The sequence below is a fragment of the Streptomyces sp. NPDC091289 genome, from assembly GCF_044757365.1.
Taxonomy (GTDB): Bacteria; Actinomycetota; Actinomycetes; order Streptomycetales; family Streptomycetaceae; genus Streptomyces.
The window spans coordinates 46174-60143 of the sequence record NZ_JBIVUT010000026.1; the positions used below are offsets into that span (position 1 = coordinate 46174).

Below are 13970 nucleotides of genomic sequence, written 5' to 3' on the forward strand. Positions count from 1 at the left end.
TGCATGAGCGACCTGCTGGAACGACTTCGTGGACGCGGCTGGCGTATGACGGCGCAGCGGCGTGTCGTGGCCGAGGTCCTCGACGGGGACCACGTACACCTGACGGCGGACGAGGTCCACGCGAGGGCCGTTTCCCGGCTGCCCGAGATCTCGCGCGCCACCGTCTACAACACCCTCGGCGAGATGGTGTCCCTGGGTGAGGTGCTGGAGGTCTCCACCGACCGCCGGGCCAAGCGCTACGACCCGAACGCGCACCGCCCGCACCACCACCTGGTGTGCGCGCAGTGCGGCGCGATCCGGGACGTGCACCCCGCGGGCAACCCGCTGGCGGACCTGCCGACGGACGAGCGCTACGGCTTCATGGTCTCCGGCGTCGAGGTGACGTACCGCGGCATCTGCCCGAACTGCGCCGCCACCGCCTGAGCCGACCAGACACGTCCGGGCCCGCCTGTCGAACAGGCGGGCCCGGCTCTTGTCTTGTGCCGGTCGCCTCTTCTACTGGTCGTCTCTTTGTGCCGGTCGCCGGACATGACGAAGGCCCGGATCTCGATGAGATCCGGGCCTTCGTCTTCAGTAGCGGGGACAGGATTTGAACCTGCGACCTCTGGGTTATGAGCCCAGCGAGCTACCGAGCTGCTCCACCCCGCGTCGGTGAATGCAACATTACGCCAGCGGGTCGTACGGCGCAAATTCCTTCACACCGGCCTCCTGGGCCCCGGTTTTCCGGCGTCAGGCGGCGATTGCGGTGTTACGCGGTCAGCTCCTGGTGCAGCGCCTCGCGCAGCCGTGCGGCCCGCTCGGCCACCTCGGCCGGGCCCAGCTCCACCGCCCGCGCGCACCAGCGCTGCCCCTCGGTGAGCTCGCCCCGCCGGGCGGCGAGGAGCGCCAGACGCAGCGCGGCCCGGCCGTGTCCGGCGCCGGCCGCCCGGCTCCACCACAGGGCGGCCTCGCGCTCGCTGCCCTCGCGGGCCAGCAGCAGCCCGAGGTTGAAGGCCCCGTTGCGGCTGCCCGCCTCGGCCGCCTCCCGGTACCAGTGGGCGGCGCTCTCCACGTCCCCGCGGGCGGCGGCGAGCATGCCGACCCGGACCTGGGCGCGGCGGTGGCCCTGCTGGGCGGCCCGCTCGTACCACTCCTCGCACTCGGTCTTCTCCGGCATCGGCTCGCCCAGCGCGGGCGGTCCCGGCGGCGGCTGGCGCGCGTCCAGCACTCCGGCCAGCCGGAACGCGGCCTCGGCGCTGCCGCCGCCCGCGGCGCAGCGCAGATGCCGCTCGGCCTCCCGGTCGTCGCCGTCCCGCAGCAGGGCCATGCCGACCTGGAGCGCGGCGTCGGTGTGCCCGGCGGCCGCGGCGCGCTCGTACCAGCCCAGCGCCGTACGGTCCTCGTCGCGCCCGGCGTGCAGGATGCCGAGGTTGAAGGCCGCGTCGACGCTGCCCGCCTCGGCCGCCTTGGAGAACCAGGGCTCGGCGCCGGTGTGGTCGCCCGCCTGGAGCAGCAGCACCGCGAGCGCGTTGGCGGCCTCGCGATGTCCGGCGTAGGCGGCGCGGCGATACCACTGCTCGGCCTGCGGGGTACGGTCCTGGGCGGCGCAGAGCAGCCCGAGGTTGTACGCCCCGTTGACGTCACCGGCGTCCATCGCGGCCCGGTACCAGCGCTCGGCGGTCTGCTGCTCACCGCGTGCGGCGTGCAGTGCGCCGAGTGCGTTGGCGGCGTTGCCGTCGCCGTCCTGGGCAGCGCGCAGCCACCACACGGCGGCGCTCTCCTCGTCGCCCGCGTCGCGCAGCAGGAAGCCCAGCGCGCAGGCGGCGCGCGGCTCGCCGTCCTTGGCGGAGGTGAGGTACCAGCGTCCGGCCTCCTTGAGCTCGCCGCGCTGCTCCAGGATCGCGCCGAGGTGCAGGGCGGCACGCCGGTGGCCCCGGGCGGCGGCCTGGCGGTACCACTGCTCGGCCTCGCCGACCCGGCCGGCCGCGGGCCCCGCCACGGGGCTGTCGCCGTCGGTCGCGCTCTTCGCACCGGACTCCCGCGCGTCGGGAGCGGGTGTGGGCGTGGGCGTGGGCGTGGGCGTGGGCGTGGGCAGGCCTCCGGGCAGTCCGAGGCCGGTTCCGGTTCGTCCGGAAGTGGCACTCCGGCCCAGGCCGAAGGCGTCGTGCGGGTCATCGACGGCATTCCGCTCCAGGGTGCGGGCCAGTCGGTAGGCGGCCTCCCGGTGCCCCTGCTCAGCGGCGGCGCGCAGCCAGCGCTCGGCGCCGACGTCGCTGCGGTGCTCCAGCAGGTCGGCCAGCGCGTACGCGCCCAGCGCGTGCCCCTGCTCGGCGGACTGGCGCAGCCAGTACTCCGCGCCGGGCTCGTCGCCGCGCTCGCGGAAGTGCCGGCCGAGCGCGTGCGCGGCGGCGGCGGAGCCGGCCACGGCGGCGATGCGCCACCAGCCCGCGGCCTCGTCCGGGTAGCCGCGCTGATGGAGCAGGACGCCCAGGTTGTTCGCGGCGGCCCGGTCCCCGTCGGCGGTGGCGGCGCGCAGATACCGCTCGGCGCTGTCCAGCTCACCCCGGCGCAGCAGCAGCGCGCCCAGGACGCTCATGGACGCGGTGTCCCCCGCATCGGCGGCGCGTCGGTGGCGCGCCTCGCTCTCGGCGCTGTCCGCGGCGTCGACCGCGTCCGTGGTGTCCTCGTCGGACGTGCTCGCGACGGGGCTCGGGTCGGTGGCGCCGGTCCGCTGGACCGGTGCGCCCGCCCCGGCGATGGCAGCGGCGAAAGCCGCGTCTACCGCGCTTTCCACATCTTGGCCGCGCTGCTGCACAAACCGCCCTGTCTCCAACAGAGTTGCCCTGTCCCCCATAAATACCATCGTCGCACCACCTGTAACCCGCGTACACCTGGTATATCGCGGCCAGTGAGGTCACTACAGCGTTTTGTCGACATGCCCACAGGGAGACAAGTCAAACACGTCCGGAAGCAACTGCTGCCCAGCGAACCGCACTTCACGCTCACAGCCTGGGATAGACACGGCCTCACGCACGACGGACATGACGAAGGCCCGGATCCCTTGGGATCCGGGCCTTCGTCTTTTCAGTAGCGGGGACAGGATTTGAACCTGCGACCTCTGGGTTATGAGCCCAGCGAGCTACCGAGCTGCTCCACCCCGCGTCGTTGTGTTCAAACCGTACCACGACGCGGGGTGGATTCTGCTCAGCTGCCCTGGTCGGAGCCCTTCTCGGCTCCGTCGGCCGCATCGGGCTTCCTCGCCGGATCCGCCTTGTCCGCGTCCGCCGGCTTCGTGGCGGACGCGGGCTCGGCCGAGCTGTCCGGCTTGGCGTCACCCGCCGGCTTCTCGGCGTTGTCGGCCTTGTCCCCCTCGCTGCCCGCCTTGGGCTGCGCGGCGGCGGCTCGTTCCAGGGCCTCCTGGAGAGCCTCCTGGGCCTTGCCGTAAGCCGGCCAGTCCTGCTCCTTCAGCGCCTTCTCACCGTCGGAGTACGCCTTCTGGGCGTCCGCGATGGCCTTCTTGAGCGCTGCGCTGCCGGTGGCCGGGGGCTGATCGGTCTCGCCCGGCGGATCATCGGCGTCGGGCGGGGTCGTGGCCCCGTCGTCCTCGACCCCGAAGACCGCGTTGAGCGCGTCCTTGAGGTTGTTCTCGAAGACGATCTTCGAGCCGTACGAGGCGGCCACCTTGCGCAGCAGCGGGTAGTTCTGGTTGCCACCGCGCGTGTAGACCGGCTCGATGTAGAGGAACCCGCCCTCCAGCGGAACCGTCAGCAGGTTCCCGTACTCGATGTCCGAGTCGGTGCCCTTGAGGTTCCTCACGAACTCGGCGACGTCGTCGTTGCCGTTGAGCTCACTCTGTACCTGGCCCGGGCCCTTCACCGTGGAGGTGACCCGTAGCAGCCGCATGGTGCCGTAGTCCTTGCTGGCCGCGTCCGCGTTCACCGCCATGAACGCCCCCAGGTTGGGGCGCCCTCTGGGGGTGAACGTGGTGGTCAGCGAGAACTGCTGCGCCTGTTCGCCCGGCATCTTCATGCTCAGGTAGTACGGCGGAACGGAGCCCGGCTCCTTGTTGGTCGGGTCGTCCGGCACCTGCCACGCGTCGGAACCGCTGTAGAACTGCGCGGGGTCCTCGACGTGGTAGCGGGTGAGCAGCTCGCGCTGGACCTTGAAGAGGTCCTGCGGATACCGCAGGTGGTCCATGAGCTCCTGCGGGATGTCCGCACGGGCCTTGACGGTGCCCGGGAACGCCTTGCGCCAGGTCTTGAGGACCGGGTCCTTGGTGTCCCACTCGAAGAGCTTGACCTTGCCGTCGTACGCGTCGACGGTGGCCTTCACCGAGTTGCGGATGTAGTTGACCTGGTTCTGCTGGGCGACGACCGCGCGCTGGTTGGTGGTCAGCGAGTCGGCCGTGGTGTCGCCGAGCGTCGTCCGGGACGCGTACGGGTAACCGTTGCTCGTGGTGTACGCGTCGACGATCCACTGGATCCGGCCGTCGACGACCGCCGGGTAGGCGTCGCCGTCGATGGTCAGCCACGGGGCGACCGCCTCGACGCGCTCCTTGGGCGTGCGGTTGTACAGGATCCGCGAGCCGTCACCGATGGCTCCCGAATACATGATCTGCGGCTCACTGAAGGAGACCGCGTACGCGGCACGGTTGAAGGCGTTGGAGAGACTGACCCCGCTGTCGCCCTCGTAGCTGGTGGTCTTCTCGCCGTCCTCCTCGTAGTCGAGCTCCTTCTGGGGCCCGCCGACGATGGAGTACTGCTCGGTCTTCTCGCCGTAGTAGATCCGCTGCTCGTACTTCCCGAACTCACCGGTGGAGGGCAGACCCGACTCGGTGAAGTCCGGAGACCCCGTCGGGTTGGTGCCGGTGGTGGTGCCGCGGGCCGCGATGGCGCCGTAGCCGTGGGTGTACGTGAAGTGGTCGTTGATCCAGTTCCGCTTGGGCAGGCCCTGGATGTTCAGCTCACGCAGGCCGATGACGGTGTCCTGCTCCTTGCCGTCCTTGCCCTTGTAGCGGTCGACGTCCAGCGTCTTGGGGAACTGGTAGTAGTTCCTCCGCTGCTGGAGCTGCTGGAAGGCCGGGGAGACGACGTTGGGGTCCATCACCCGGTAGCTGGCGGCGGTGTTGGCCGCGGCCCGCAGCTTGGTGTCGTCGTTCGTCGTCGACTGACCGTCGTAGTCATCCACCTTGGCGTCATCGATGTCGTACGCGTCGCGTGTGGCATTGATGTTCTTCTTGATGAACGGCGCTTCCTTGGCCTGCTCGTTCGGCTGGACCTGGAACTTCTGCACGATCGCCGGGTAGAGCCCGCCGATCAGGATCGCCGAGAGCACCATCAGGCCGAAGCCGATGACCGGGAGCTGCCAGGTGCGGCGCCACAGCGTCGCGAAGAACAGCACCGCGCAGATCGCGGCGATGCAGAACAGGATGGTCTTCGCCGGGAGATAGGCGTTGGCGTCGACGTACCGCAGGCCCGTCCAGTTGTCGGTGGCCTTGAAGTCACTGGACTTCACGGCCAGCCCGTACCGGTCGAGCCAGTACGCCACGGCCTTCAGGGAGACGAAGACGCCGAGCAGCACCGAGAGGTGGCCGGTGGCCGCCCCGGTGGCGCGGGCGCCGGGGCTGGTGATGCGCAGCCCGCCGTACAGATAGTGGGTCAGCGCGGCGGCGATCAGCGAGAGCACCGTCGCCGCGAAGCCGAAGCCCAGCATGAAGCGGTACCACGGCAGGTCGAAGGCGTAGAAGGAGACATCCAGCTGGAACTGGGGGTCCTTCTGCCCGAACGCCACGCCGTTGACGTACATCAGCCACGTGCGCCACTGGCCGGAGGCGGATGCTCCGGCGATCAGTCCGACGAGCGCCGTGACGGCGAGCAGCACCCACTTCTTGTAGGGGGCGATGCTCATGCGGTAGCGGTCCAGGCTCTGCTGTTCCAGCGACATCGCGCTCAGCGGCGGCCTGAGCCGGTGCGCGAGCCAGATGTTCACACCGATGGCGAGCGCCATCAGCAGTCCGAAGACGAGGAACAGCCCGATCTTGGTCCACAGGGTGGTGGTGAAGACGGATGAATACGCGACCGACCTGTACCAGAGCCAGTCCGTCCAGAACCCGGCGAACATGACGAAGGCCATGGCGAGAACCGCCAGGACACCCAAAGTCATGAGCAGGGTACGGGCGCGCCGGGACGGGCGGCCGACTCTGATCCGTGGCCCTGTCGGGCCTCCGCCGCGGTCCGGCATCTGGAAAGCCAACGTGCGCACCTCGAAGTTCGCGGTCGTGTGGAGACAGGCCCAGCGATCCTAGAGCCCACCTATGCAACTTACTAAGGCTTTACCTAGTTCCCGTTCCGGGGGCGGAAGGAGGCAGGATATTGCCCATGCCCAACGTTTCCCCCGCAGGACCCCCGATGGCCGCGAGTCCGCTCACCGTCGCCGTCCTCGAAATCGACGCCTACGCCTCCACGCTCGGCTGGGACCAGCCCGCCCGGCTGTTCGCCCTGGTCGACACCGCACAGCTGCGGGTCCAGGAGCCCAATCTCGCCGCTCAGCTGGGCCTTGAGGACCCCAGCTCCTCCGTCGCCGCGCTCACCCCGATCGAGCAGGACGAACTTCCCCCGGGCACCGCGCTCGACGACTTCCTCGGCACGATCGCCTGGCCCGACGCCGTGGTCGGCTGCGCCATGACGGTGGAGCGGCTGATGCTGCCGCCGTCCGCCGAGACCTCCGTACCGGAAGGTCTCAGCGACAAGCAGCTGACCCAGTGGGTGGCCAAGCACCCCGACCGGCAGGAGGTGCGGATGACCGTGGCCGTCCTGCGGGACGGGGCCCGCGAGTCCGCCGTACGGCTGCGCGAGAAGGACTCCCCCACCGAGGTGCTGACCGGCGCCGGTCTGGTGCCCGGCCTCGCCGAGGCCCTCGCCGCGACGTTCGAGTCCTGATCCGGCCGCTGCCCGGGGCCGTCGCAGGGTCCCGGGCGGCGCGGCCGTCAGCCGGTCGAGCAGCTCGGCAGGCCGGCGGTCTTCCCCGCGCGGATCTGCTCCAGCGACTTCGTGGCGTCCTCGATGGTCTTGACCCGCACCAGGGTGAGCCCGTCCGGTGTGTCGGCGGCGGCCGAGGCGCAGTTGTCGTCGGGCGTGAGGAAGTAGCGGGCGCCGGCGTTGCGCGCGCCGACCAGCTTCATGTTGATGCCGCCGATCGGGCCGACCTTGCCCGCCTCGTCGATGGTGCCGGTGCCCGCGACGAACTTGCCGCCGGTCAGATCGCCCGGAGTGAGCTTGTCGATGATGCCCAGGGAGAACATCAGCCCGGCGCTCGGCCCGCCGACGTCCGCGAGCTTGATGTCGATCTCGAACGGGAACGTGTGGTCCGTCCCGGCCCTGATCCCGACGATCGCCCGGTCCTTCCCGTCCTCCTCGCCGCCGCCTTCCGCGGCGGGAGCCTTCGCGGTCCTGATGGTGATCTTCTCGCCGCCCTCGGGTTCCCGGCCGGCCTTCTCCGCCGCGGCGGCCTCCTTGGCCGGAACGATGGTGAAGGTGACGTCCTCGCCCGGCTGGTGCTTGGTGACGAGCTTCGCCACGTCGCCGGGCTCCTTCACCGCGGTGCCGTCGACGGCCTTGATCACGTCGCCCGCGTGCAGCTTGTCCTCGGAGGGACTGTCCTTGACCACCGTGGAGACCACGACCTGCGTGGAAACCGGGATCTTCAGCTCCTTCAGGGCGGCCACCTTGGCGCTCTCCTGGGACTGGCTGAACTCCTCGGCGTTCTCCTGGGTGGACTGCTCCTCGGTCTTGCCGTCCGGGTAGAGCGTGTCGTGCGGCACCACGACGTTGTCGTGGGTCAGCCAGCCGTGGACGGCCTCGAAGATGTTCATCCGGTAGTCCGCTCCGGTGACGCGGACCGTCGTCATGTTGAGATGGCCGGAGGCCGGGTAGGTCTTGCGGCCGGTGATCTGCAGTACGGGCTCGCCACGCGCTTCGCCGAGAGTGTTCACCGTCGGTCCGGGAGACATCTCCGCGAACGGCACTTTGATCAGCACGCCTGCGCAGAGCAGCGCGATGAGGACGAGGGCGGAAGCGAGCATCGTCGCGGTGCGGCGTGGCATGGAACGACAGTACGGGAAGGGCCTGTCAGTGCACCGTCGGGGCCGGTCCGTACGAGGCGACCGGAACGCGGCGGAAGGTGGTCACGCGGCGTGCTGCGGTCTCAGAGAGCCTCGGAACCGGAGTGCGATTTCTCCATCGCGTCTCGGAACCTTGCGTAGCCGGCGAGTTCGGTGACATCGCCGGTCGTGCGATTGCGGGCAGCCCAACTCGCCCATATCGCACCGCCGACAGCAGCGAAAAGTGGAATCAACAGCCAAGCGAGTGCCGCCATCACGACCTCCCTACCCCATGAGCGACCGGATGCCCGATCAGCAGATTAACGATCCGGAAGACCAACGCTCGTGGCGGGGGTGCGGTTACGCAAATCGGGGCTGATGCGCCCCGGGGCGGTTTGCGCTCAGCAGGCTCCGACCCACTCCTCCGTGCCGTCCGAGAAACGCTGGTGCTTCCAGATCGGAACCTCGTGCTTGAGGTCGTCGATGAGCTTGCGGCAGGCCTCGAAGGCCTCGGCGCGGTGCGGGCAGGCGACGGCGACGACCACGGCCAGATCGCCCACCTCCAGTTCACCCACTCGGTGGACGGCCGCCAGGGCACGGACCGGGTAGTCGGCGACGACCTTCTCCGCCACTCGGCGCAGCTCGTCCCCGGCCGAGGGGTGACAGGAATAGCCGAGCGCGCCGACGTCCTGTCCGGAGTCGTGGTTGCGTACGGTGCCGACGAAGAGCGCGATGCCGCCCGCCGCGTCGTCGCCGACGGCCCGGAAGACCTCGTCGACGGAGAGCGGGGCGTCCCGGATCGCCAGCAGCCGGATGGGGTCCGCTGCCGCGTGCTCGCCGGGGTGGTCGTGGGTGCGTGCCATGCTCCCATCGTGCCGTACGGCACCGACATCTCGGAATTGCCTGTTCTTCCGGCGGCCGACCGGCCGGTTTGGAGCCTCCTACAGACCCGCGGGCACGGTGGACGGTGGACGGTCAGATGCGGCGGCGGGCCTTGCGGGCGCGGCGGACCACGGCGGCGGCGCCGAGCAGGGCGACCGTGGCTCCGGCGGCTCCGGCGGCGGTGGCGTCCTTACGGCCGAGGCGGCGTCCGGCGAGCGTGTGGCGGCCCTCGACCTCTTCGAGGAGGGCGCCGAGCACCTCCTCGTTCGTCCACTTCGGCCGCCAGCCCACATCGTGCAGCCGGCTGACGCTGACCACCCAGGGGTGCATCGTGTACGCCAGGTCGCCCGCCGGGGACGGGGTGAGGCCGATCCGGTGCAGCCGGGCGGCGGCGCCGAGCGCGACGGCGGAGGGCAGCTCCATCCTGCGTACGCCGCTGAGCTCCTCGACCTCCTCCTGCTCCAGCCAGCCGTCGCAGCCGACCGCGAACTCGCCGTCGATCTTCTCCAGGGCGGCGTACTCCAGGGCCGTGACCAGGTCCTCCACGTGGCAGAACTGCCAGGTGGGGCGTGATCCGGCGACGACCAGGAGGCGCGGGGACTCGAAGTAGCGGGTCAGGGCGGTGTCGGTGCCGCCGACCAGGACGGTGGGGCGCACGACGGTGACGTTGAGCCCGGGGTGGGCGCGCGGGGCCCGGCGGCCGAGCCGCTCGATCTCCAGGAGGTCGCCGACGCCGGTGGCCTCCGCGGTGGCCCGCAGCTCGGCGTCCTCGGAGAGCGGCACGTCGTTGTCGGCGAGCGCCCCGTAGACCATCGCCGAGGTGCACAGCACGACCCGGTGGACCCCGACGGCGGCCGCGGCGGTGAGCACGGTCTGGGTGCCGCGTACGTTGTACGCGGTGCGGGCGGCGGGGTCGGTCTCCAGGTCGAGATCGAGGGCCAGGTGCACGACGACGTCCGCGCCGCGCAGCTTCTCGGCGATGGCCGGATCCCGTACGTCCAGGATGTGCCAGGTCGCCTCGGAGACCTCTCCACGGCGCTCGTCGATCGCGATGACCTGCTTGATCGCGTCGGAAGCGGCGAGATGGGCGGTCAGCAGTTCGCCGATGCCGGTGGCGGCGCCGGTGACCGCGACGACGGGGCCCCGATTTCTGGGGCTCCTGGGGCGTTTCTTTTCGGGCGTGCTCTCGGGCGACGGGTCGGTCAGGTTTCGCGCTGCGCGAACCTGCGGATCTGGGGAACTCACCGGGCGTCTCCAGCGGTTGTCTTCAGTACGTACCCGAATGACGCGTACGTACCAGGTGGCGTCCATCCTGCCGCAGGCCGGGAGTCGGCGGAGCACTGAGGCCCGAAGCGGGCGTGGTGTCTACGCTGGATGGTGATGTCGGGCAGTCGCCGTCGGTTCGAGCCGGCGGCCCTACGAGCCGAGGAAACCCGTGAGTGACACCCCATTCGGATTCGGCCTTCCGCCGGAGGAGCCGGAGAACGGCGACGAGGGCAAGAAGAAGGACCCCACCGAAGGTGGGCAGAGCGCGGGCGGGCCCGGAGGCCCGTTCGGATTCGGGCCGGGGGCGGGCGGGGACAACCCGTTCGCCGCAATGTTCGGCTCGATGAATCCGAACGATCTCGGCGCGGCCTTCCAGCAGCTCGGCCAGATGCTGAGCTACGAGGGCGGTCCCGTGAACTGGGACATGGCCAAGCAGATCGCCCGCCAGACGGTCTCGCAGGGCACTCCGGACGGCACCAAGGACGCCAGCGTCGGCCCGTCCGAGCGCACCTCGGTCGACGAGGCGCTGCGGCTCGCGGACCTCTGGCTGGACGGTGTCACGTCGATGCCCTCCGGTTCGGTCTCCACCGTGGCGTGGAGCCGCGCGGAGTGGGTCGAGGCCTCGCTGCCGGCCTGGCAGCAGCTGGTCGACCCGGTGGCCGAGCGGGTGGGCCTGGCGATGGGCGATGTGCTGCCCGAGGAGATGCAGGCCATGGCGGGCCCGCTGATCGGCATGATGCGCTCCATGGGCGGCGCCATGTTCGGCCAGCAGATCGGGCAGGCCGTGGGCACGCTGGCCGGTGAGGTGGTGGGTTCCACCGACATCGGGCTGCCGCTGGGGCCGGCGGGCAAGGCCGCGCTGCTCCCGCTGAACGTGGAGAAGTTCGGCAAGGACCTCAGCGTCCCGCAGGACGAGGTCCGGCTGTATCTGGCCCTGCGCGAGGCCGCCCACCAGCGGCTCTTCGCCCATGTGCCGTGGCTGCGGTCGCATCTGTTCGGCGCCGTCGAGGCGTACGCCCGCGGCATCAAGGTCGACACCAGCAAGCTGGAGGACGTCGTCGGCCAGTTCGACCCCTCCCAGCCGGAGCAGCTGCAGGACGCCCTTCAGCAGGGCATGTTCCAGCCGGAGGACACGCCCGAGCAGAAGGCGTCCCTGGCCCGTCTGGAGACGGCTCTCGCCCTGGTGGAGGGCTGGGTGGACGCGGTGGTCCACGAGGCCGCGAAGTCCCGGCTGACCTCGGCCGACGCGCTGCGCGAGACGATGCGTCGGCGCCGTGCCTCCGGCGGACCGGCCGAGCAGACGTTCGCCACGCTCATCGGGCTCCAGCTGCGCCCGCGCCGGCTGCGGGACGCCTCGCGCCTGTGGGCCTCGCTCACGGACGCCCGGGGTCTTGAAGGCCGGGACGCGCTCTGGTCCCACCCGGACATGCTGCCGACGGCCCACGACCTGGATGACCCGGACGGCTTCGTCCATCACGAGCAGGCCGACTTCTCCGAGCTGGACAAGATGCTCGGCGAGGCGGCGGAGGGGCGCTCCGGCAGGCCGAAGGCCCCCGAGGCCGACGCCGACACCGACGATCAGGGCGAGGGCAAGGGCAAGGGCGACGAGGACGGCAAGGACGGCCGCGACCAGTGACGCTGCACGACGACGCCACCCTCGTACTGAAGGGTTACGGCCCCGACGGCCCCGAGGACACGCACGGCGACCAGGCGGAGCTGCGCCGGATCTATCTGGATCACCTGGCCCGGCACGACGACGGCATGTGGAAGGCGTGCGGCGCCGGGCATGTGACGGCCAGCGCCCTGGTGATCGATCCGGAGCGGGGGAAGGTGCTGCTGACCCTGCACCGGAAGCTCCGGATGTGGCTCCAGATGGGCGGCCACTGCGAGCCGCAGGACGCCGGTCTGGAAGCGGCGGCGCTCCGTGAGGCGACGGAGGAGTCCGGCATCACGGGGCTCACCCTGCTGCGCGGCGGACCGGTCCGGCTGGACCGGCACGCGATTCCGGCCCCCTGCAACTGGCACCTCGATGTGCAGTACGCCGCCCTGGCTCCGGCCGGTGCGGTGGAGCGGATCAGCGAGGAGTCCCTGGAGCTGCGCTGGTTCGACTACGCGGACGTGCCCGGGGTGGCCGACACCTCCGTCGAGCGCCTGCTGGAAGCGACGCGGTCCCGGCTGTAGCGGCGGGCTGAACGGACATGCGTAAGGGGCGGCCTCCATGGAGGCCGCCCCTTACCGCTGCTTACCGCTGCTTACCGCTGTGCTCCGCGGGTGCCGGTCAGTTCCAGGCGTTGTTCTGGTTCTGGCCGTGCGCGCCCTGCTGGCCCATGCCGAACTGGGCGGCGACGCCCTGGCCGATCTGGGCGCTCTGCGGAGGCATGACCTCGCTCGGCTGGACCAGGGCGAAGCCCTGGCCGAGGAAGCTCAGCTCCCAGCCCTCGCCGGTGTTGCCGCGCCGCCGGAAGACACCGGAGGAGTGCGTCTGGGCCTGCATCTGCACGCGCAGGGAGCTGGACCAGGCGACGATCGCGTCGGCGTCGGCGTTGACGTACTTGTCGGGCGTGACCTGCATCATCAGCGGCTGGCCGGAGGTCATGAGGGCGACCTTGCCGGTGCCGGTGATGTTGAGCTGGTACTTGCCGCTGCCGGAGATCCCGTACTGGCTGTCCACCGCGATGACCTCGGTGTGCAGCGAGGAGTCGAGCGCGAGGACGTAGGAGCTGTCCACGGTCATCCCCTCGCGGTCGACGTCCACGACGTGGATGTACTGCGCGAGGTTGGCGAGGTAGACGGTGCCCTGGCCGGACACGCGCATCAGGTCGAGGCCCTCGCCGGTGTGCGCGCGGGCGCGCCGCTGGCCCTGGGACTGGTATTCCCCGTCGAAGTCCATCAGACCCTGGTAGGCGACCATCGCGCCCTTGCGGGCGAGGACGTCGTCCTGGCCGGTCAGCGAGACCCGCAGGAGCTGCGGGTTCTGGATCGCGTACCGGTCCTGGGTCTGCTGCTCGGTGTGGCTGAAAAGCGGACTCTGCATGATGTGTTCTCCCTCCCCGTCAGTTCCGGATCCGCAGGCGGTCCGTACTGTCCTCGCTCGGCTGGACGACGACGATGCCCTGGCCGGAGAAGGCCATCTGGTACGCCTCGCCGCTGCCGCGGCCGATGAGCGCGCCGGCCTTGAAGCTGCGCTTGCCCTTCACCTTGAGGTTCGGGGACCAGGCGACGAGCGCGTCCGGGTCGACGTACGTCTCGTCCTCGCCGCGTCCGCAGTCGACGACGATCGGGGTGCCCCGGGAGGTGATGGCGACCCATCCGGTGCCCTGGACGACGACGTTCCACAGGCCCTGTCCGGCGAACTTGGCCATCCCCTTGACCTTCTCGACGCCCCAGGTGAGGTGCGCGTCGAAGGCGAGGAGGTTGGTGCCGTTGACGGAGAGGGAGTCGTTGTTGAGGTTGATGACGACCACGTCGGCGCCGTAGTCGGCGAGATAGAGCAGTCCGTCGCCGGAGCACTTCATGACGGGTGCGCCCTCGCCGGTGATCCACTGGGAGGCGATCTGCCGGACGGCGGGCGGGTTGGGCTCGTACTGGATGAAGCCCTCGTACGCCACCATCGAGCCGGTGCGCGCGAAGAGGTCCTGCCCGGAGGCCATGGCGACCTTGAGCATGGTCTTGCCGTGGTTCTCCATACGGGCCGTGACAGGGGTCGGGGCGAAGCCCGCGAGTTGCTGGTTCATGACGGGCTCCC

11 protein-coding genes and 2 tRNA genes are annotated in these 13970 nt (G+C 70.5%); 4 read left to right on the forward strand and 9 right to left on the reverse strand.

All coding sequences use genetic code 11. The features are described 5' to 3' along the window. Window positions 1–3: 3 nt before the first annotated feature. Window positions 4–423 carry a Fur family transcriptional regulator gene (locus ACIQPT_RS30105; RefSeq protein ID WP_010061558.1) on the forward strand — a complete coding sequence of 140 codons (420 nt, stop codon included), beginning with the start codon at window positions 4–6 and terminating at the stop codon, window positions 421–423. Window positions 424–574: 151 nt separating this feature from the next. On the opposite strand, the gene ACIQPT_RS30110 is transcribed toward ACIQPT_RS30105, so the two are convergent. The 4 genes from ACIQPT_RS30110 to ACIQPT_RS30125 all read right to left on the reverse strand — a co-directional run bounded on the left by ACIQPT_RS30110 (window position 575) and on the right by ACIQPT_RS30125 (window position 6219). Beyond that, window positions 575–648, reverse strand: a tRNA-Met gene (locus tag ACIQPT_RS30110). A gap of 100 nt (window positions 649–748) precedes the next feature. Beyond that, complete coding sequence (locus ACIQPT_RS30115; protein WP_401160405.1) at window positions 749–2842, reverse strand: tetratricopeptide repeat protein; 2094 nt, start codon at window positions 2840–2842, stop codon at window positions 749–751. 225 nt (window positions 2843–3067) lie between these two features. Then, a tRNA-Met gene (locus ACIQPT_RS30120) sits at window positions 3068–3141 on the reverse strand. A gap of 42 nt (window positions 3142–3183) precedes the next feature. After that, complete coding sequence (locus tag ACIQPT_RS30125; RefSeq protein WP_401160538.1) at window positions 3184–6219, reverse strand: UPF0182 family protein; 3036 nt, start codon at window positions 6217–6219, stop codon at window positions 3184–3186. A 137-nt stretch (window positions 6220–6356) separates the two neighbouring features. Between ACIQPT_RS30125 and ACIQPT_RS30130 the strand changes: the two genes are divergently transcribed. Further along, window positions 6357–6917, forward strand: a complete 561-nt coding sequence (locus tag ACIQPT_RS30130; RefSeq protein WP_401160407.1) for a PPA1309 family protein — start codon at window positions 6357–6359, stop codon at window positions 6915–6917. Window positions 6918–6964: 47 nt separating this feature from the next. On the opposite strand, the gene ACIQPT_RS30135 is transcribed toward ACIQPT_RS30130, so the two are convergent. The 3 genes from ACIQPT_RS30135 to ACIQPT_RS30145 form a co-directional block, all read right to left on the reverse strand. Continuing rightward, on the reverse strand, window positions 6965–8080 hold the full coding sequence (locus ACIQPT_RS30135) for a PDZ domain-containing protein (RefSeq protein ID WP_401160409.1): 1116 nt from the start codon (window positions 8078–8080) through the stop codon (window positions 6965–6967). Between the two features lie 398 nt (window positions 8081–8478). After that, window positions 8479–8940, reverse strand: a complete 462-nt coding sequence (locus ACIQPT_RS30140; protein ID WP_401160411.1) for a molybdenum cofactor biosynthesis protein MoaE — start codon at window positions 8938–8940, stop codon at window positions 8479–8481. Between the two features lie 112 nt (window positions 8941–9052). Further along, window positions 9053–10204 carry an SDR family oxidoreductase gene (locus ACIQPT_RS30145; protein WP_401160413.1) on the reverse strand — a complete coding sequence of 384 codons (1152 nt, stop codon included), beginning with the start codon at window positions 10202–10204 and terminating at the stop codon, window positions 9053–9055. 190 nt (window positions 10205–10394) lie between these two features. Here ACIQPT_RS30145 and ACIQPT_RS30150 point away from each other — a divergent pair, with 190 nt between their 5' ends. Together ACIQPT_RS30150 and ACIQPT_RS30155 are read left to right on the forward strand one after the other, a co-directional pair. Next, window positions 10395–11861 (forward strand): zinc-dependent metalloprotease, encoded by a 1467-nt coding sequence (locus tag ACIQPT_RS30150; protein WP_401160415.1) that lies wholly within the window; start codon window positions 10395–10397, stop codon window positions 11859–11861. Beyond that, a complete protein-coding gene (locus ACIQPT_RS30155; protein ID WP_401160417.1) occupies window positions 11858–12406 on the forward strand; it encodes an NUDIX hydrolase in 549 nt (182 codons plus the stop codon). The genes ACIQPT_RS30150 and ACIQPT_RS30155 overlap by 4 nt, the downstream gene beginning before the upstream one ends. Before the next feature lie 97 nt (window positions 12407–12503). Here ACIQPT_RS30155 and ACIQPT_RS30160 read toward each other — a convergent pair whose 3' ends face one another. Together ACIQPT_RS30160 and ACIQPT_RS30165 are read right to left on the reverse strand one after the other, a co-directional pair. Further along, window positions 12504–13259, reverse strand: coding sequence for an AIM24 family protein (locus tag ACIQPT_RS30160; RefSeq protein ID WP_401160419.1), 756 nt, complete (start codon window positions 13257–13259; stop codon window positions 12504–12506). Window positions 13260–13278: 19 nt separating this feature from the next. Then, window positions 13279–13959 (reverse strand): AIM24 family protein, encoded by a 681-nt coding sequence (locus ACIQPT_RS30165; RefSeq protein ID WP_401160421.1) that lies wholly within the window; start codon window positions 13957–13959, stop codon window positions 13279–13281. Window positions 13960–13970 lie beyond the last annotated feature (11 nt).

Coding starts and splice junctions, on each gene's coding strand:
- ACIQPT_RS30105 (WP_010061558.1), top strand. CDS start 4: ATGAGCGACCTGCTGGAACGACTTCGTGGACGCGGCTGGCGTATGACG.
- ACIQPT_RS30115 (WP_401160405.1), bottom strand. CDS start 2,842: ATGGTATTTATGGGGGACAGGGCAACTCTGTTGGAGACAGGGCGGTTT.
- ACIQPT_RS30125 (WP_401160538.1), bottom strand. CDS start 6,219: ATGCCGGACCGCGGCGGAGGCCCGACAGGGCCACGGATCAGAGTCGGC.
- ACIQPT_RS30130 (WP_401160407.1), top strand. CDS start 6,357: ATGCCCAACGTTTCCCCCGCAGGACCCCCGATGGCCGCGAGTCCGCTC.
- ACIQPT_RS30135 (WP_401160409.1), bottom strand. CDS start 8,080: ATGCCACGCCGCACCGCGACGATGCTCGCTTCCGCCCTCGTCCTCATC.
- ACIQPT_RS30140 (WP_401160411.1), bottom strand. CDS start 8,940: ATGGCACGCACCCACGACCACCCCGGCGAGCACGCGGCAGCGGACCCC.
- ACIQPT_RS30160 (WP_401160419.1), bottom strand. CDS start 13,259: ATGCAGAGTCCGCTTTTCAGCCACACCGAGCAGCAGACCCAGGACCGG.
- ACIQPT_RS30165 (WP_401160421.1), bottom strand. CDS start 13,959: ATGAACCAGCAACTCGCGGGCTTCGCCCCGACCCCTGTCACGGCCCGT.